Origin of the sequence: Pseudomonas moraviensis subsp. stanleyae (assembly GCF_036283065.1) — a bacterium.
GTDB classification, from domain to species: Bacteria; Pseudomonadota; Gammaproteobacteria; order Pseudomonadales; family Pseudomonadaceae; genus Aquipseudomonas; species Aquipseudomonas stanleyae.
The window spans coordinates 573239-592609 of record NZ_JAADJI010000002.1; the positions used below are offsets into that span (position 1 = coordinate 573239).

At 60.4% G+C, this 19371-nt stretch carries 13 protein-coding genes; 5 read left to right on the plus strand and 8 right to left on the minus strand.

The window, feature by feature from the left end:
• The first annotated feature begins 8 nt into the window (after positions 1–8).
• Together GXB78_RS04945 and GXB78_RS04950 are read left to right on the plus strand one after the other, a co-directional pair.
• A complete protein-coding gene (locus GXB78_RS04945) occupies positions 9–3200 on the plus strand; it encodes an efflux RND transporter permease subunit (RefSeq protein WP_041480270.1) in 3192 nt (1063 codons plus the stop codon).
• The gene (locus GXB78_RS04950; protein ID WP_329514553.1) at positions 3197–4618 is read left to right on the plus strand and encodes a TolC family protein; all 1422 of its coding nucleotides are present in this window, start codon (positions 3197–3199) and stop codon (positions 4616–4618) included. The genes GXB78_RS04945 and GXB78_RS04950 overlap by 4 nt, the downstream gene beginning before the upstream one ends.
• Positions 4619–4819: 201 nt before the next feature.
• Here the strand turns inward: GXB78_RS04950 and GXB78_RS04955 are convergent, their stop codons facing one another.
• Genes GXB78_RS04955 through GXB78_RS04965 form a run of 3 tightly spaced genes read right to left on the minus strand, consistent with a single transcriptional unit; the run spans position 4820 to position 8115 of the window.
• Complete coding sequence (locus GXB78_RS04955) at positions 4820–5764, minus strand: biotin/lipoyl-binding protein (RefSeq protein ID WP_408005107.1); 945 nt, start codon at positions 5762–5764, stop codon at positions 4820–4822.
• Between the two features lie 25 nt (positions 5765–5789).
• Positions 5790–5990 carry a DUF1656 domain-containing protein gene (locus GXB78_RS04960; protein ID WP_007914938.1) on the minus strand — a complete coding sequence of 67 codons (201 nt, stop codon included), beginning with the start codon at positions 5988–5990 and terminating at the stop codon, positions 5790–5792.
• Complete coding sequence (locus tag GXB78_RS04965; protein ID WP_329514555.1) at positions 5980–8115, minus strand: FUSC family protein; 2136 nt, start codon at positions 8113–8115, stop codon at positions 5980–5982. The genes GXB78_RS04960 and GXB78_RS04965 overlap by 11 nt, the downstream gene beginning before the upstream one ends.
• A gap of 171 nt (positions 8116–8286) precedes the next feature.
• Here GXB78_RS04965 and GXB78_RS04970 point away from each other — a divergent pair, with 171 nt between their 5' ends.
• From GXB78_RS04970 to GXB78_RS04980, 3 genes are all read left to right on the plus strand, one after another.
• Positions 8287–9342, plus strand: coding sequence for a tetratricopeptide repeat protein (locus GXB78_RS04970; RefSeq protein ID WP_329514556.1), 1056 nt, complete (start codon positions 8287–8289; stop codon positions 9340–9342).
• 133 nt (positions 9343–9475) lie between these two features.
• Positions 9476–10978 (plus strand): ATPase domain-containing protein, encoded by a 1503-nt coding sequence (locus GXB78_RS04975; RefSeq protein ID WP_329514557.1) that lies wholly within the window; start codon positions 9476–9478, stop codon positions 10976–10978.
• The gene (locus GXB78_RS04980; RefSeq protein ID WP_329514558.1) at positions 10975–12651 is read left to right on the plus strand and encodes an ATP-binding protein; all 1677 of its coding nucleotides are present in this window, start codon (positions 10975–10977) and stop codon (positions 12649–12651) included. Before GXB78_RS04975 ends, GXB78_RS04980 begins: the two co-directional genes overlap by 4 nt.
• A gap of 89 nt (positions 12652–12740) precedes the next feature.
• On the opposite strand, the gene GXB78_RS04985 is transcribed toward GXB78_RS04980, so the two are convergent.
• Genes GXB78_RS04985 through GXB78_RS05005 form a run of 5 tightly spaced genes read right to left on the minus strand, consistent with a single transcriptional unit; the run spans position 12741 to position 19267 of the window.
• Positions 12741–13118, minus strand: a complete 378-nt coding sequence (locus GXB78_RS04985; RefSeq protein ID WP_016774860.1) for a response regulator — start codon at positions 13116–13118, stop codon at positions 12741–12743.
• Positions 13119–13162: 44 nt separating this feature from the next.
• The gene (locus GXB78_RS04990) at positions 13163–14377 is read right to left on the minus strand and encodes a hybrid sensor histidine kinase/response regulator (RefSeq protein WP_329514559.1); all 1215 of its coding nucleotides are present in this window, start codon (positions 14375–14377) and stop codon (positions 13163–13165) included.
• Positions 14371–14964, minus strand: coding sequence for a chemotaxis protein CheB (locus GXB78_RS04995; protein WP_329514560.1), 594 nt, complete (start codon positions 14962–14964; stop codon positions 14371–14373). The genes GXB78_RS04990 and GXB78_RS04995 overlap by 7 nt, the downstream gene beginning before the upstream one ends.
• Complete coding sequence (locus GXB78_RS05000; RefSeq protein ID WP_329514561.1) at positions 14961–15794, minus strand: CheR family methyltransferase; 834 nt, start codon at positions 15792–15794, stop codon at positions 14961–14963. Before GXB78_RS05000 ends, GXB78_RS04995 begins: the two co-directional genes overlap by 4 nt.
• Positions 15794–19267, minus strand: coding sequence for a response regulator (locus GXB78_RS05005; RefSeq protein ID WP_329514562.1), 3474 nt, complete (start codon positions 19265–19267; stop codon positions 15794–15796). The genes GXB78_RS05000 and GXB78_RS05005 overlap by 1 nt, the downstream gene beginning before the upstream one ends.
• Positions 19268–19371: the final 104 nt, after the last annotated feature.

Consider the following 19371-nt stretch of genomic DNA (forward strand, 5'->3'; position numbering starts at 1 on the left):
CAACTCCGATGAATTTTTCCCAATTCTTCATTTCCCGGCCGATCTTCGCAGCGGTGCTGTCGCTGTTGATCCTGATCGCCGGTGCGATCTCGCTGTTCCAGTTGCCGATCAGCGAATACCCGGAAGTCGTGCCGCCGACCGTGGTGGTCCGCGCCAACTTCCCGGGCGCCAACCCCAAAGTCATCGGTGAAACCGTGGCCGCTCCTCTGGAGCAGGCGATCACCGGCGTCGAGAACATGCTGTACATGTCCTCGCAATCGACCGCTGACGGCAAGATCACCCTGACCATCACCTTCGCCCTGGGCACTGACCTGGACAACGCGCAGGTGCAGGTGCAGAACCGGGTGACCCGGACCGAGCCGAAACTTCCCGAGGAAGTGACGCGCATCGGTATCACCGTCGACAAGGCTTCGCCCGACCTGACCATGGTTGTGCACTTGACCTCGCCGGACAAGCGCTACGACATGCTCTATCTGTCCAACTACGCGATCCTCAACATCAAGGATGAGCTTGCTCGCCTCGGTGGTGTCGGTGACGTGCAGTTGTTCGGCATGGGCGACTACTCTCTGCGGGTCTGGCTTGACCCGAACAAGACCGCTTCGCGCAATCTGACCGCAACCGATGTGGTCACGGCCATTCGCGAGCAGAACCGCCAGGTCGCCGCCGGCCAGTTGGGCGCGCCTCCTGCGCCGACCGCCCAAAGCTTCCAGCTGTCGGTCAACACTCAGGGCCGTCTGGTTTCCGAGGAAGAGTTCGAGAACATCGTGATTCGCGCAGGCGACGACGGTGAGATCACCCGCCTGAAAGACATCGCGCGCATCGAACTGGGCTCCAGCCAATACGCCTTGCGTTCGCTGCTGAACAATCAGCCAGCGGTAGCGATCCCGATCTTCCAGCGTCCGGGCTCCAACGCCATCGACATTTCCAACGAAGTGCGCGGCAAGATGGAAGAGCTGAAGAAAGGCTTCCCGCAGGGCATGGACTACAGCATCGTGTATGACCCGACGATCTTCGTTCGTGGCTCGATCGAAGCGGTGGTTCACACCTTGTTCGAAGCACTGATCCTCGTGGTGCTGGTGGTGATCCTGTTCCTGCAGACCTGGCGCGCCTCGATCATTCCGTTGGTGGCGGTGCCGGTATCGTTGATCGGTACATTTGCGGTCATGCACCTGTTCGGTTTCTCGCTCAATGCGCTCTCGCTGTTCGGTCTGGTACTGGCCATCGGTATCGTGGTCGACGACGCCATCGTGGTGGTGGAGAACGTCGAACGAAACATCGAACTTGGACTGACGCCGGTCGAAGCGACCAAGCGCGCCATGCGCGAAGTGACCGGGCCGATCGTGGCCACGGCACTGGTGTTGTGTGCGGTGTTCATTCCGGCGGCATTCATTTCCGGCCTCACCGGGCAGTTCTACAAACAGTTCGCACTGACCATCGCCATCTCGACAGTGATCTCGGCGTTCAACTCGCTGACCCTGTCGCCAGCACTGGCCGCGGTGTTGCTGAAAAGCCACGACGCGCCGAAAGACCGCTTTTCGAAGGTGCTCGACAAAATCTTCGGTGGCTGGCTGTTCCGTCCGTTCAACCGCTTCTTCGATCGCGCCAGCCATGGCTACGTCGGTACCGTGCGCCGGGTCATCCGTAGCAGCGGCATCGCCCTGCTCGTCTATGCAGGCCTGATGGTGCTGACCTTCTTCGGTTTCTCCAGCACACCGACCGGTTTCGTACCGGGCCAGGACAAGCAATACCTGGTGGCTTTCGCGCAACTGCCGGACGCCGCGAGCCTGGATCGCACCGAAGACGTGATCAAGCGCATGTCCGACCTCGCGTTGAAACAGCCGGGTGTGGAAAGCGCCGTGGCGTTCCCCGGCCTGTCGATCAACGGCTTCACCAACAGCCCGAACGCCGGCATCGTCTTCGTTACCCTGAAACCGTTCGACGAGCGTAAAGATCCGAGCATGTCCGCCGGCGCGATTGCCGGTGCCTTGAACGGCCAATACGCGAACATTCAGGAAGCGTACATGGCGATCTTCCCGCCACCGCCGGTACAAGGCCTGGGCACCATCGGTGGTTTCCGCCTGCAAATCGAAGACCGGGGCAACCTCGGCTACGACGAGCTGTACAAAGAAACCATGAACATCATCAACAAGAGCCACAACGTCCCGGAACTGGCCGGCCTGTTTACCAGCTACACGGTGAACGTGCCGCAGGTCGATGCCGCTATCGACCGGGAAAAAGCCAAGACCCACGGCGTGGCCGTCAGCGACATCTTCGACACCCTGCAGATCTATCTGGGCTCGCTGTATGCCAACGACTTCAACCGCTTCGGGCGCACCTATCAGGTCAACGTTCAGGCCGAACAGCAGTTCCGTCTTGAATCCGATCAGATCGGTCAACTGAAAGTGCGTAACAACAAAGGCGAGATGATCCCGCTGGCGACCTTCATCAAGGTCAGCGACACCTCGGGGCCGGATCGCGTGATGCACTACAACGGCTTCATCACCGCGGAAATCAACGGTGCCGCTGCCCCCGGCTACAGCTCGGGCCAGGCGGAAAAAGCCATCGAGAAACTGCTCAAGGAAGAACTTCCGAACGGCATGACCTACGAATGGACCGACCTGACCTACCAGCAGATTCTGTCCGGCAACACCGCGCTGTTCGTGTTCCCGCTCTGCGTACTGCTGGCGTTCCTGGTACTCGCCGCACAATACGAAAGCTGGAGCCTGCCACTGGCGGTAATCCTGATCGTACCGATGACCCTGCTGTCGGCCATCACCGGTGTGATCATCTCTGGTGGTGACAACAACATCTTCACCCAGATCGGCTTGATCGTACTGGTGGGACTTGCCTGTAAAAACGCGATTCTGATCGTCGAGTTCGCCAAGGACAAACAGGAAGAAGGCCTCGACCCGCTCGCTGCGGTACTGGAAGCCTGCCGACTGCGTCTGCGGCCGATCCTGATGACGTCGTTCGCGTTCATCATGGGTGTGGTGCCACTGGTGTTCTCCAGCGGTGCCGGTGCCGAGATGCGTCATGCCATGGGTGTGGCGGTGTTCTCCGGGATGCTCGGGGTGACCTTCTTCGGTCTGTTGCTGACGCCAGTGTTTTACGTGCTGATCCGTAACTTTGTCGAACGCGGCGAGCAGCGCAAAGCAGCCAAAGCGCACACTCTTCAAAAGCCATTGGAGGCGCAACAATGAGTCTGAAAGTCTTCCTGCCGAGTCTGCTGGTGCTGGCCCTCAGCGCCTGCGCCGTCGGCCCCGACTACAAGACCCCAGCCACGGAGGCGGCGAATATCACCACCGCCACCGACGGCGCCGACGGGCAAAAGAACTTCGACCGCTCGAAATTCGAAGGCATCTGGTGGCAGCAATTCGATGATCCGACCCTCAACCAGTTGGTGACGCAATCGCTGCAAGGCAACCGTGAACTGCGCGTGGCGTTCGCCCGCTGGAAAGCCGCTCGGGCGATCCGCGACGACGCCAGCAACGATGCGATGCCGACCATCACTAGCCGCGTCAGCAGTGACCTGGGCAAGGGCCAGATTCCTGGCCAGACCACCGATCGGGTCAATAGCGAACGCTATGACCTCGGTCTGGACATGGCCTGGGAGCTCGACCTGTTCGGCCGCATCCAGCGCAATCTGGAAGCCAGCGACGCCGACCAGCAAGCCGCCGAAGCCGATCTGTATCAGCTGCAAGTCACCATGATTGCCGAACTGGTCGACGCCTACGGTCAACTGCGCGGCGCCCAGCTGCGGGAAAAAATCGCCGTGGCCAACCTCGACAACCAAGAGGAGTCGCGCAAGATCACCATCAGCCTGCGTGACGCCGGTGTCGGTGATCAGCTCGATGTCGAGCGCGCCGACGCGCGTCTGGCCAATGTCGAAGCCAGCGTGCCGCAGTTGCAGGCGGAACAGGTGCGGCAGAAAAACCGTATCGCTACCCTGCTCGGGGAGCGCCCCGACAAACTGACCGTCGACCTGAGCCCGAAAGATCTGCCGGCCATCGCCAAGGCGCTGCCGATCGGTGATCCGGGTGAACTGCTGCAACGTCGTCCGGACATCCTCAGCGCCGAACGCCAACTGGCTTCGGCCACTGCGCGCATCGGCGTGGCCAAAGCCGACCTGTTCCCACGGGTCAGCCTCAGCGGTTTCCTCGGCTGGACCGCCGGACGTGGTTCGCAGATCGGTTCCTCGGCGGCCAACGCCTGGGCACTCGGCCCGAGCATCACCTGGGCTGCGTTTGACCTTGGCAGCGTCCGCGCCCGTTTGCGTGGCGCCGACGCCGATGCCGAAGGCGCACTGGCCAACTACGAGCAACAAGTGCTGCTGGCCCTGGAAGAATCGGAGAACGCTTTCAGCGATTACGGCAAGCGTCAGCAACGCCTGATCTCGCTGATCCGTCAAAGCGAATCGAGCCGCAAGGCTGCCGACCTGGCGGAAATCCGTTATCGCGAAGGCACCACCGACTTCCTCGTCCTGCTCGACGCCCAGCGTGAGCGCCTGAATGCCGAAGACAGTCAGGCCCAGGCCGAAGTCGAGCTGTATCGCGGCATTGTCGCGATCTACAAGGCCCTCGGCGGTGGCTGGCAACCGGAGACGGTCGCCAGCAAGTAAAGATTGTTAAAGAGCTCCTTTGGTTGGCCGCAACCAACCAATTTCTTTGCCCCGCGTATCATTCGGTCGCGGGGTTTTTTTATGCCTGTTTTCAGCATTGGGTTTCTTGTGGGAGCGAGCCTGCTCGCGAAGGCAGAGTGTCAGTCACCGCTGATATATCTGACCTGACGCCTTCGCGAGCAGGCTCGCTCCCACAGTGGTTCATGGGCGGTCTTGAAATTTGTGATCCTCCAGGACCGTCACTGTGGCGGTTGTGCCGGCGCGCAAGCGATTCTTGCCGGCAAAATCACCATCGATGCCGATGCGCACCGGCACTCGCTGCGCCAGTTTCACCCAGGTGTAACTCGGGTTGATGTTCGCCAGCAGTCGACTGCCCGGCGCGTTCTCACGGTCGGCGATGGCAAAGGCGATGCTTTCTACCGTGCCGCCGAAACTCTCACCGCTCATCAACTGGATGCGTACCCGGTCGCCCTCTTCGATTCGCGGCAGCTTGGTTTCCTCAAAATAACCGCTGACATAGAACGAATCACTGTCGACCAACGCCAGCAGTGCCCCGCCGGCCTGTGCGTAATCACCTTGGCGAGTCAGCAAGTTGGTCACGTAACCACTGACCGGCGACTCGACACGGGTACGCTGCAAATCCAGCTCAGCCTGAGTCAGCGCGGCAATCGCCAGCTGCACATTGGCTTCGGCCAGCCCGAGGTTGGCCTGATTGCGCAACAGATCCGCCTGGGCAACCGCCACGTCGGTACTGGCCTTCTCCCATTCCTCACCGGAAATCGCGAAGCCCTGCTTCAGCGTGCGGCGCCGGCGCTCTTCACTCTGACGTTGTTTGAGCAACGCTTCACTGGCGACGATCGCCGCTTGCGATTGCCCCAGCGAGGCCTTGGACACCTCTACCGAGCGCCGGGCATGCTCGACCGCCAATTGATATCGCGCCGGATCGATCTCCAGTAGCAACTGGCCCTTGTCGACATGCTGGTTGTCCTGCACCGCCAGTTTGACGATACGCCCGGAGACATCCGCCGATAGCGTGACCACATCCGCCCTCACCCGGGCATCCCGTGTCCATGGCGCGCGGGTGTAATACTCCCAGGCGAACCAGCCTAGGACGATCGCCAGGATCACCACTGCCACGGTCATCATTCGTGCAACTAGCGCTTTCAAGACATCAGGCTCCCATCAACAGAATCAGCGTGGCGCAGACACAGGCGTAAAGAGCGCCTTCGAACAACGCTTCATGCCAGACCAGGCGCAGCACGCCCAGGCGTCGCAGGCCCCAGTCCAGCAACATGAATATCGGGATCGCCAGTAACAGGGCCTGGGCAATCGGTGGCAGGTAGACGCCGCCAATCTCGAAATCAATGGGCAAGTTGCGGTTCTCCTTGCAGAACTTGAGTTTGCAAATGTTCACCGTGGCGCTCAAGGAACGACACGACAATCAGCAGCGCCACGCGCATGCGAAACACCGACCATAAATGTTCATGACTGGCGGCGTGCAGCTCGTCCAGCTCATCGCCGAGTTGGTGCAGCGTCGCCAGCAGCGCTGGAAGCTGAACATCGTCGCGTCCGGCAACCAAACGACCGGTCTTGCGTAACGCCGACGCCAGGCGCTGGCTGAACGCCTCAGTGAGCAACCCATTGTTCAAGGCCTGCTGCCGCAGTTGATGCATGGCCACGCCCAAGGCCACGCATGCCAGGCTGATTTCGTACAAGCGCTGCATGGCACGATCATTCGCTGCCGGCAGCAGGCCGAGCATGCTGGTCAGGCGATCGGTCATCCGACTCTCAAAGGCGAATTGTTGTTCATCGGTCGCCGGCATTTTGCTCAATTGATAGACCTGTTCCCGTGCTTCGCCGTACAGGCGCCGGATGCGCAAGGCCGGGCGGAACGGAAAGATCAGTGCATAGACGATCAAGGCCAGCATCGCCGCGCTGACATAAGCGCCGGCAAATTCGAACCATTGAATCGCCGTGTTCTGCCCGGTGCCGGTATTTTGCGGGCCGAGCATGAGGAAGCTCGACAGGCCAAGGCCCATGCCGATCCCGGCGGTGGCCGGACTGGCAATGCCCACGGCAATGGCATACAGCAGCGGCGCCAGCAGCAAGGCCAGCAGCTCGAAATCACTGATCGCCGGCACCAGCATGAACTGGTAGAACGCCGACACCACCAGCGCCAACCCCAAGCCCCGCGCATAGCTTTGCGCAGCCATCAACGGGCGCGGAAAGGTCGCCATCAACGAGCAGAGAATCCCTACCAGAATCATCCCGCCGCGGGCGCCGTCCCACGCGGTTTCGATCCAGATCAGCCCGGACACCAACAGCGCGGTAAAGGCGCGGATGGCGTTCATCGAGGCCAGGGTGAAATCCAGATGTAACGGACTGCTCTGCCCGCGATAGAGACAGCTGGCCGGGCGCCCTTCCTGAATGGCGTCGCTCAGTTCGAGAATCTGTTCCAGTTGCTGCAACAGGCGCGCCTGCTCCCAGCGCAGCGCCCAGGCCAGTGAACGCAGGGTCGCACTCATGTTCTCGGTCTGCTGCTCGGCCTTGTACGCCAACGCTTCGAACTGTTGCTGCAAAGTGACGAAACGCTGCCGATCCGCGCCCGACAATGCGCGGCCCTGCTGCGCGAGCTGCTCCAGTAACGCCAGTTCCTCGGCGCGCAGCTGCTGAACCTCCAGCGGCAAGTCGCCCTCCCAGCGTTCGATGAGCAATTCGCGTTGATGACGCAGCGCGGTCAGTCGCGACGTCAGCAGCATCAGTTGATTGCCGAGCAGCAATACCAGGTTGTCGGCACTGCGCAAACGCGGGGCATCGAAATACAAATGGCGCCGCAACCCTTCCAGCGCGCTGATTTCACCGAGCAGTTGCATCTGCCGACGCTGGAAATCGGCTTCGCTTTCTTCCGTGCGAAGCACCTCGGCGGCGTGGCTGGCGGCCAGTTTGATCACCTGATCAACCTTGGCGAAATAGCCCTTCGCGACGGCTTCAGGGCGGGCCGTGAGCAGACTGACCACGCAGACGCAGGCCACCGCCAGCAGGGTTTCGGTGACACGGGTGACAGCCAGCAGAAACGTGCCGTCCTGGTCCGGAATTGCCAGCAGGGCCACAACCACTGCGGTGTAACCGCTGAGCACGAACGCCTGGGAACTGGTGTAGCGCAGCAACGTGCCGCCCGCCGTGCACAGCGCCAGCCACAACGCCAATGTGGTAATGAACGGCAGCGGCGCCTGAGGAAAAATCGCCATGATCAACACCGCCACCGCTGCACCCACTGTGGTGCCGATGATCTGGCCAAAACTGCGCGCCAGTGCCATCCCCGCCAAGGGCTGGCTGACAATTACCACGGCCATGATCGACCACTTCGGCTGTTCGAGATCGAAAATGAACGCCAGATAAAGGGTCAACAACCCGGCGGCGATGGTCCGCAGGGCAAACAGCAGAACAGCCTGACCGGGATGGATCAGAGCCTTGAAATAAGCGAACAGCGCTGACATGGGCACACTCTTCAAAACGACTTCTGCAAGCGTAGACACTGCAACAAAAGCCTGACGGATTTCACAGTCGACGCGTGTCGTAGGACGATTCGCTGGCAAGGGTTTGACTCACGCGCCAAGCTGACCGAAGCTTGCCGCTCTGCTCAAGTTCGAAGCTTTCGGAAACCCCGCATGACTCAGTCCCGCCGCAACCTGCTGATCGGCCTAGGCCTCGTACTGATCCTCGGCGTCGTCTGGCTGTCCTGGCGCAGCAGCACACCGACCATTCCCGATGCTGTCAAACATGGCTACAGCGAAGCGCTGAACGCCGCGCGCATGGGTGAACCCGGAGCGGCGCGCCAGTTGTACCAGCAATTGGGTCGCCCGGACATATCGGTCAAGCGTCGGGTCTGGCTGCACGGCGAACTGGCCAATTATCCGAGCCCGCAGGCATTGAAACTGGCCGACATCGACTTGCATCACGAAGCGCCGCAAGTGCGCGTCGCCGCGGTCAAAAGCATCGTCGGTCTGGTGCCTGGCGGTCAACGCAGCCTGTTGCTCGGGCCGTTGCTCGACGATGAAGAACAAACTGTCCGTTTCGCTGCGATCAATGCCCTGCTCGGCCTGACCCCGGACGAGCTGGGCCTGTATTTCGCGCCGCTACAGCAGGCCATCGACGGCTGGCAGCAGACGCTCGAAAGCCAGCCGGAAAGCGCCGCCAACTATGCGCAATTGGCTCGTCTGTATATCCACAACGCTGAATACAAACAGGCCCAGGAGGCGTTGGACAATACCCTGCGACTGGAGCCCGGCAACCTGCCGGCGCTGGTCATGCAGATCGATGTCCTCGATCGCCAGGGGCAAAGCGATGCCGCTCGCCAGTTGCTCGCCCGCCAGCTCAAGGCGCAACCTGACTCAGCCTATCTGCAACATGCCCTGGGACTGTGGCTGTTGCATCACGGCCAGCGCGAATACGCGCTGCTCGGCCTGTCCAAAGCGGTGGAACTGGAACCGGACAACAAGGATTATCGCTACGACCTCGCCACCACCCTGCACAGTGCGGAAGAACTGGAGGCGGCGCAGAAACAACTGCAGGAAATCGTCCAGCGCCACCCCGCCGACCGCAAGGCGCGGGTGCTGCTGATCAACTACTGGAAGGAAAGCGGCCAGTTGCAGAATGTGCAGATCCTGTTGGCGCAACTGGAACAGCTCAATCCAGACGATCCGGCCTTGCAGCAAGGTCTTTGATCAAGCCAGAGCCGGCGCAATTGGCCAGCTGTCGAAAGAAAAAGCGGAACCGTGAACACGCCATGCGGTCAAGTTACTCAGGCGGCTCACTTAAGCCAGCCGCCGGATTACCCTAGTCATAAGAGGGCGTTTTTTGACTACATCAAACGAGTTGATCAGTGCGAAAGCCGCCATTGGCATTGAAGGGCTGGATGACATCCTGGCCGGTGGTCTGTCTCGCGGCCATGTGTTTTTGCTCGAGGGTGAACCCGGGACCGGCAAAACCACGGTCGCGCTGCATTTTCTGCGAGCCGGCGCGCTGGCAGGGGAACGTTCCCTGTACATCACTCTCTCGGAAACCGAGAAAGAACTGCGCCAAGGCGCACGCTCCCATGGCTGGGAGTTGAACGAGAACATTCATATCTTCGAACTGACGCCGCCGGAAAGCCTGCTCAACGCCGAACATCAGCAAAGCCTGCTGTACTCCTCGGACCTTGAGCTGGGTGAGGCGACCAAGCAGATTTTCGAAGTGGTCGAACGCTTCAAGCCGACCCGCGTTGTGCTCGACAGCCTCTCGGAAATCCGTCTGCTGGCGCAAAGCTCCCTGCGTTATCGTCGGCAGATTCTCGCGATCAAGCACTACTTCGTGCGCTACGACGCCACCGTCCTGCTGCTTGATGACCTGACCACCGAATCCCTCGACAAAACCGTACACAGTGTGGCCCACGGCGTGATCCGCCTTGAAGAGCTGACACCGAGCTACGGTGCCGAGCGCCGGCGGGTACGGGTGGTCAAGTATCGCGGGCAGAAATACCGTGGCGGTTTCCACGATTTCACCATCATGGGCGACGGCGTCCACGTTTTCCCGCGTCTGGTGGCGGCGGAACATCGCGGCGACTATCCGCGCCTGCAACTGTCCAGCGGCATCGCGCAAATGGATGCCCTGCTCGGCGGCGGCATCGAAACCGGCTCAAGCACGCTGATTCTTGGCCCTGCCGGTACCGGTAAATCGCTGATCTCGATGATTTTCGCCGCAGCCGCAGTGGCCCGGGGCGAGAAAGCCGCGCTGTTCATTTTCGATGAAGAATTGGGCCTGCTGTTCGAGCGCATGCGCCACATCGGCATTGACCTGAAAGCCTTGCAGGCGACCGGCAATCTGATGATCGAGCAAGTCGACGCCGCGGAACTGTCGCCGGGCGAGTTGTCCCACCGCGTGCGCCGCTGCGTCGATGAGCGCGGCATCAAAACCGTGGTCATCGACAGCATCAACGGCTACCAGGCAGCGATGCCGGAAGAAAACGCGCTGGTGCTGCACATGCATGAGCTGCTCCTGTACCTGAACCGCAAAGGCGCGGCGACCTTCATGACGGTTGCCCAGCACGGGCTGGTCGGTGACATGCAGGCGCCGGTCGATATCACTTACCTGGCCGATACGGTGATCCTGTTGCGCTATTTCGAAGCTCTGGGCAAAGTCCGCCGGGCGATCTCGATCATCAAAAAACGTACCGGCAATCATGAATCGACCATTCGTGAATACCGGATCTCCTCGCGCGGAATGACCATCGGCCAACCGCTGGAATCGTTCCAGGGCGTGCTGCGTGGCGTACCGACTTACCTTGGTGCGAGCAATCCGTTGCTTGAGGATGAAAGCCCGTGACGGACACCGCGCCGCTGGTTCTGGCCGAGCGGGTATTGATTCTGGCGCCGCTGGGGCGCGACAGTCAGATCGCGCTGCAAATTCTCAACGAGGCCGGCTACAGCGGCCTCGTGACACCCAGTCTCGGCGAACTGTGCACTGAGCTGGAACTCGGTGCCGGGCTATTGCTGATCGCCGCAGAAGCGTTGCGCGGGCCGGAACTGGAAACGCTGATTGTGTATCTCGACCAGCAACCGGCCTGGTCCGACCTGCCGATCGTCCTGCTGACCCACCACGGTGGCCAAGAGCAAGGCCTACCTTCACGCCTGAGTACATTGCTGGGTAATGTGACGTTTCTCGAGCGGCCGTTTCATCCGGCGACCATGGTCAGTCTGGTTTCCGCCGCGCTGCGCGGACGGCGACGACAATATGAAGCGCGCGATCGTCTGATCGATCTGAGTGAAAGCGAACGTCGCCTGCAATCGACTCTGGAAACCCTCGAACAACAGGTTGAAGAGCGCACCGCACAACTTCGCCACAACGAAGAAGCGTTGCGTCAATCGCAGAAAATGGAAGCGGTCGGCCAACTTACTGGCGGTATCGCTCACGACTTCAACAACATGCTCACCGGCATCATCGGCAGTCTCGAACTGCTGCGCCGGCGTCTGGCCCGGGGCCGCACCGAAGACCTCGACAGCCTGATTGATCTTGGCGTGACTTCCGCCAACCGCGCCGCTGGCCTCACACACCGCTTGTTGGCGTTCTCGCGCCGGCAGTCACTCGACCCGAAAGCCGTGCAAATGAACACGCTGGTGCTGTCGATGGGCGAGTTGCTGCAACGCAGCCTCAATGAAAGCATTCATCTGGAGATGCGCCTGGACGACAACCTTTGGGTGGCCGAGGCCGATCCCAATCAACTGGAAAGCGCCCTGCTCAACCTGGTGATCAACGCCCGCGATGCGATGCCCGAGGGCGGCAAACTGGTAGTGGAAACCAGCAATCAGGTGCTGCATCGCGACTTCACCGCCGCTTACACCAACCTGGAGCCGGGCGATTACGTGATGCTCAGCGTCACCGACAACGGCAGCGGCATGCCGCAAAGTGTGGTCAGCCGTGCGTTCGATCCGTTTTTCACCACCAAGCCGATCGGCCAGGGCACCGGGTTGGGCCTGTCGATGATCTATGGCTTCAGCAAGCAGTCGCGCGGGCATGTGTCGATCGATAGCGAAGTCGATCAAGGCACCACCGTTAAACTCTACCTGCCGCGCTTCCGTGGTGAGGAAGTAGAAATCCCCGTTTCGGATTCGCAGCAAGCTCCGTATGCGATGGATGGCGAGACCGTACTCATCGTTGAAGACGACCCGGCGGTGCGCGTGCTGGTCAGCGCCGTGCTCGGTGAGTTGGGTTACGCATTTGTCGAGGCCAGTGATGCCGATGGGGCCATGCCGATCCTCAACTCGACGCAGCGCATCGATCTGCTGATCAGCGATGTCGGTCTGCCCGGCATGAACGGTCGGCAACTGGCGGAGGTTGGCCGGCAATACCGGCCGGGTCTGAAGGTGTTGTTCATCACCGGTTATGCCGAGCACGCGGCGGTGCGCGGTGGCTTCCTCGACTCGGGGATGCAGATGATCACCAAGCCCTTCACCTTTGATCTGCTCACCGCCAAGGTGCGCGAGATGATCAATAGCTGAACCAAGGAGCTGCCGAAGGCTGCGATCTTTTGACCTTGATCTGTAAAAAGCAAAATCAAAAGATCGCAGCCTTCGGCAGCTCCTACATATCAGGCCAGCAATTCCTGAATCTTTTCCTGCAACACATCCAGATCGAACGGTTTCTCAAGGATCGGTGCCTTGCTGGTGATCGGGCTGCCGGTCTCACGGATTTCCTGCGGGTAGCCGCTGATGAAAATCACTTTGAGGTCCGGTCGCAGCTTCACTGCCGGCTCGGCGATCTGCACGCCGGAGATGCCGCCCGGCAGGCGGAAATCGGTAATCAGCATGTCCAGGTGAGGTTTGCTGGCGAGGATCTCGAAAGCCTGCTCGCCGTTTTCCGCTTGCAACACGCGATAGCCCTGCCCTGACAGGTAATCTGTCAGGACCATCAAGATAACCGGTTCGTCTTCGACGACGAGTACTACATCTTGCGCATCTACGCTCATGGGAAGCCTTTGTTCGGTCAATAGCTGCTGATACGACCGTGTGGTCACTCAGAGGTTGCGTCGGATATGCCGTTTTCCTGGATCGGCAGACAAACGCGAAACAGGGCGCCTTCGTTGATTTCACTCTCGACGACGATGGAGCCGCCATGGGCGGCGACGATCTGCTCGGAAATGAACAGACCCAGCCCGAGCCCGGCCACCACCGTCTTGGCGGACACCCGTTCGAACTGCTGAAAAATACGCTTCTGGTTCTCGGCGCTGATGCCGATGCCGTGGTCCTGAACTTCGACCCGTGCCTCGTCACCTTCGCGATAGACGCGCACCTGAATCGGGCTGCGACCGCCGTAACGCAAGGCGTTGGTCAGCAGATTGGACACCACTTGCTCGATGCGGAACTCGTCCCAGCAACCTTCCACTGGCGCCGCCGCCTCGAAGGAAACACTGGTTTCCGCCGCTTCCATTTGCGGGGCGAAGTTCTGCAGCAGATTGCTCACCAGTTGCACCAGATCGAAACGACTCGGGCGGATCGACAGCTTGCCCGTGCGGATCCGCGAGACATCGAGCATGTCTTCGATCAGGCGGATCAGGCTTTTGATCTGCCGCTCATCGCGATCGACCATCGCCTGCATCTTGTCGAGGGTGAACGCCGAGGCGTTGTCCCGGGCCAGGTGCATCTTGCGCAGCTGGGTTTCGAGAATCAGGCCATTGAGCGGCGTACGCACCTCATGGGCGACGATGGACATGAAGTCATCACGCATGCGCACCGCTTGCTCGAGCTCAAGCTGAGTGCTTTGCAGCTGTTGCAACAGCGCTTCCTGCTCACGGCGGGCCTGCTCCAGCGCCTCGACCTGCTGCTTCATGGCTTTGCTCTGGCGATACAGATCGACGAAAACGTTGACCTTGCTCTTCACCGCGTGGATATCGAGCGGCTTGTGCAGGAAGTCCACCGCACCGCTTTCGTAGCCTTTGAACGCGTAATTGAGTTCACGGCCGGCGGCGCTGACGAAGATGATCGGGATGTTCTTGGTTTTCTCGGTGCCGCGCATCAACTCGGCCAGTTCGAAGCCATTCATGCCGGGCATCTGCACGTCGAGAATGGCCATGGCGAATTCGTGTTGCAGCAGCAGCGACAGTGCTTCGTCCGCCGACAGAGCCTTGTAGACCGTGCGATCCTCGCGCTTGATCAGCGCTTCCAGCGCCAGCAGGTTTTCTGGCAGATCGTCGACGATCAACAGTTTGGCTTGGATATTACTCAGCATGCGATTCGTTCCAGCTCGACTAGCAGACGGCCGATGCCGTGAATGGGTAGGACATGATCCGGCTGCAGAACGTTCAGTGCAGCCTGGGGCATGGTGGCGACTTGTGCATCCTCGGGATCTTGAACAATGGTCAGGCCGCCGCAGTGCTTGACGCAGGCCAGTCCGCGCGCGCCATCGTGATTGGCACCGGTCAGCAGCACGGCGGCAAGTGTCGCGCCGTAAACGTCGGCGGCGGACTCGAACAGGTAATCAATCGAAGGCCGCGAGTGGTGCACGCGGTCTTCAAGACTCAGCGACAGGCTGCGATCGGCTTCGACCGACAAGTGATAACCGGGCGTGGCGAAATACACCGTGCCGGCTTCGATATCCTGTTTGTCTTCAGCCTCTCTGACCGGCATCGCCAGACGCCGGGAAAACACTTCGGCCAGATGACTGCGGCGCTCTTCGGGCAGATGCAGGACGATGATGATCGGCAACACATAACCTTTGCGCAACGGCCCGAGCAGGGTCAGCAACGCCTCGACACCGCCTGCGGAGGCGCCGATCACGACAGCCTCGATGCGAGGCAGGCTCGGGGTGTCGTTCATGATTTGCGGTAGATCCGTTCTTGTTTGACCAACGGTTCGAACTGGCTCGAGTAGTTGGAAAAATCCAGGGTTTCCTTGCTGCCCAGCACCAGAAAGCCGCGATGCGACAGCGATTCATGGAACAACCCGAACGCCCGGTCCTGCAACTTCTTGTTGAAGTAGATCAGCACGTTGCGGCAGGAGATCAGCTGGGTCTCGGAGAACACGCTGTCGGTGGCCAGGCTGTGGTCGGCGAACGTCACGTTCTCGCACAGGCTCTTGTCGAAAATCGCGTAGCCATAGGCTGCGGTGTAGTAATCGGCAAACGAACGCTGGCCGCCGGCCTGCTGGTAATTGGCGGTGTAGGCGCGGACATTTTCCATGGAGAAAATGCCTTGCTTGGCCTTTTCCAGCGAGCGCGGGTTGATATCGGTGGCGTAGATGATCGTGCGGTCGAGCAGGCCTTCTTCGCGCAGCAGAATCGCCATCGAATAGACCTCCTCGCCTGTGCTGCAGCCGGCGATCCAGATCTTCAGCGACGGATAGGTGCGCAGCAGCGGCACCACCTCCTTGCGGATCGCCAGAAAGTGCGACGGATCGCGGAACATCTCGCTGACCGGAATCGTCAGCAGTTGCAGCAATTGCATGAACGCCGTCGGATCGTGCAGGACTTTCTCTTGCAGGGCCGAGATGGTCGCGCATTCGAACTGACTCAACGCGTGCTGCACCCGGCGCTTGATCGAAGCGCCGGAGTAGTCGCGAAAGTCATAGCTGTATTTCAGGTAGATCGCCTCGATCAACAAGCGTAATTCGATTTCGCTGTTGCGCTCGGCCGGACTGCTGCGTTCCACTAGATGCGTTCCATTTTCGGTAACCACACACGTATCAGCGAGAACAGACGATCAAGGTCGATGGGCTTGGCCAGATAATCATTGGCGCCCGCTTGCAGGCAGCGCTCCTGATCGTCCTTCATGGCCTTGGCCGTTACCGCGATGATCGGCAGCTTGCGCCAGCGCGGATCCTTGCGGATTTCCATGGTGGCTTCGAAGCCATCCATTTCCGGCATCATCACGTCCATCAGCACCAGATCGATGTCCTCGACTTCGTGAAGTCTCTCAATCGCTTCGCGGCCATTCCGGCCGATCACCACGACTGCGCCTTTGTGTTCCAGGGCACTGGTCAGAGCGAAGATGTTGCGCACATCGTCATCCACCAGCAGCACTTTGCGACCCTCGAAGACCTTGTCGCGGCTGCGCGCGGTCTTGAGCATCTTCTGCCGTTCATGGGACAGCTGCGATTCGACTTTGTGCAGAAAGAGTGTGACCTCGTCCAGCAGCCGCTCCGGCGAGCGCGCGCCCTTGATGATGATCGAGCGCGAGTACTTGCGCAGCTCGGCCTCTTCGTCGCGGGTCAGGTTGCGTCCGGTGTAGACGATGACCGGCGGGAACGAGCAGATGTCCTCGGTGGACATGCGCTTGAGCAGATCGTTGCCGAGCATGTCCGGCAGCTTGAGGTCGATGACCATGCAGTCGTAGATGGTCGTGCGCAGCAGTTCCAGCGCGTCCTGGGCCAGGCCGACGGCGGTGATTTCGATGTCTTCGTCGCCGATCAACCGCGCGATGCTTTCGCGTTGCAGATCGTCGTCCTCGACCAGCAGCACGCGTTTGACCTTCTGCGTCAGCTTGGCTTCGAGACGGGCGAACACGTCCTTGAGCTCTTCGCGGGTGGTCGGTTTCACTGCGTAGCCGATCGCGCCCATGTGCATGGCCGCTTCGACGCGGTCTTCGACAGAAATCACGTGCACCGGAATGTGCCGGGTTTCGGCGCGTTCTTTCAGGCGTTGCAGCACGGTCAGGCCGGAGTGATCCGGCAGGCGCATGTCGAGCAGGATTGCATCCGGGGCGAATTCTCGGGCCAGGTCGTAACCCTCGTCGGCGCCGTGGGCGACCAGACACTGATAGCCCAACTCATGGGCCAGGTCATACAGGATTCGGGCGAAGTTCGGCTCGTCCTCCACCACCAGGATGCAGCGAGTGGCGAATGGCGCTTTATCGCGGTCATCGGCGAAGCGCGGGATAACCGCCGGAATCGCTGATGCCACCGGAGCCACAACGGCGACTGGCGCAGCTGTCGCAGGCGCCGGGTGAAAGGTCAGCGGCGCGGCAGGCGTATCACCGAACTCGTGATACTGGCGCGGCAGCACCAGGGTGAACGTACTGCCCTGCCCCGGTACGCTGTCGACGCTGATCGAACCGCCCAGCAACGTCGCCAGATCCCGCGAGATCGACAGGCCCAGGCCGGTGCCGCCGTACTTGCGGTTGGTGGTGCCATCCGCCTGACGGAACGCTTCGAAAATACTCTCCTGCTGATCGGCAGCGATACCGATCCCGGAATCCTTGACGCTGAAGGCGATGTGGTCGTTCGGCTGCGCGGTGATGGTCAGGCTGACGGAGCCATGCTCGGTAAACTTGATCGCGTTCGACAGCAGGTTCTTGATCACCTGCTCCAGACGCTGACGGTCGGTGAACAGCAAACCCGGCGCGTCCGGCTGGACCTCGACACTGAAAGCAAGGTGCTTGTCGGCAGCAAGCGGTTCGAACATAGAGCGCAAGCCGTCGACCAGACGATCGACGCGGGTGTTTTCGGCGATCACTTCGAGCTTGCCGGCCTCGACTTTGGAGATGTCGAGAATATCGTTGATCAGGTTGAGCAGATCGTTGCCGGCCGAGTAGATCGACTCGGCAAACTTGACCTGCTCCGCCGAGAGATTCTGCTGCGGGTTTTCCGCCAGCAGCTTGGCGAGAATCAGCGAGCTGTTCAGCGGCGTGCGCAGTTCGTGGGACATGTTGGCGAGGAATTCGGACTTGTACTTGCTCGAGCGTTGCAGTTCTTCGGCACGCTCTTCGAGCTGAATCTGCGCCTGATTCAGCTCGGTGTTTTTCTTGTCCATCGCGTCGCGCTGCTCGGCGAGCTGCTCGTTGGTCTGCTCCAGCTCCACCTGCTGGGTTTCCAGATGCGCCTGGGATTCCTTGAGAATTCGCGACTGTTCCTCGAGCTCTTCGTTGGCGGTCTTCAGCTCTTCCTGCTGAACTTGCAGCTCTTCGTTGAGCTGCTGGGTTTCGGCCAACACTTCCTGCAAACGCTGACGGTAGCGCGCCGCTTCGATCGAGGTGCCGATGTTGCCGGCGATCAGCTCCAGCAGTTCAATGTCGCGGTCGGACAGCGGACGCAGGAAACCCAGTTCGATCACGCCATTGACCCGGTCGTCATCGCTGGTCGGCACCACCAGCACACTGTGCGGCAGGCCCGCACCGAGGCCGGAGCTGACTTTGAAATAATCGCCCGGGACCGCGTCGAGACGAATCAGCCGCGCTTGTTCCGCGACCTGGCCGACGATGCCTTCGCCGCTGTAAATCGCCTGGTTCAGCTCTTCCTGCTCGCGGGAGAAGCCGTAAGTCGCCACGCGCTTGAGACCCCCATGTTCTTCGCGGACATACAGCGCAGCGACGGCGGTGCCGAGGTATTGCGCGCAGAATTGCAGGATGTTGCGCCCCAGCAGATTCAGCGTCAGTTGCCCCAGCACCTGCTCGGCCAGTTGTGTCTGCCCGTTGCGCAGCCACGCCTGTTTCTCCAGGCGTTCGGCGCTGGCCTGTTGCGCAGCCAGGTTGGCGCTGTAATTGGTCGACAGGTTGAGCAAGTCACGGCGCCCGATATAGGCCAGCAAACCGCTGATACCGACGATGAAGATCAGGTAAAGAGTGATGCTCCAGATCGTGGTACGGCGCACGTCTTCGTTGCGCGTGGCGCGCAGCACCTGCTCGGTCTCGATGACGTCCTCGAACTGCTTGCGGATCTCATCGGTCAGGCGCTTGCCCCGCCCGGCCTTGACCGCACCGCGATAATCGCCACTGCTACGCTGCAGATCGATCATCGATTGCGCGTAGTTGGCCCATTCCAACTGCAACGCCTGCAAACGTCGCAGACGATCGGTCTGCACCGGGTTGTCGGCAGTCAGCTCCAGCAGCGTATTGAGCGCGACAGCGATGCGCGGTTTGGCGGTTTCATACGGGTCGAGGAAGTGCTCGTCCCCGCTGAGCAGATAACCGCGCATGCCGGTTTCGAGATCGACGGTGAGTTTCACCGCCTCATTGGCGTTATTGATCACCCGGTCGGTGTGCTCGACCCATTGGATGACGGACAGCAAATAAGTGATCAGCGAGACGAAAAACACCGCACTAAGCACGCCGACGCCCAGCGGCAGGCTGACGTTGCGACTCAGGAGTTTGCGGAACCGTTGTTCATCAACCGAGGACGGAGAGGACATGGGGCAGCCTTGTCGAACTGTTGAAAACCCGAGAGTTTGCCCCAAAACCCAGGTATGGATCCATTTTTCTCACATAAATGATGGCATTTTCCTACACACACCAG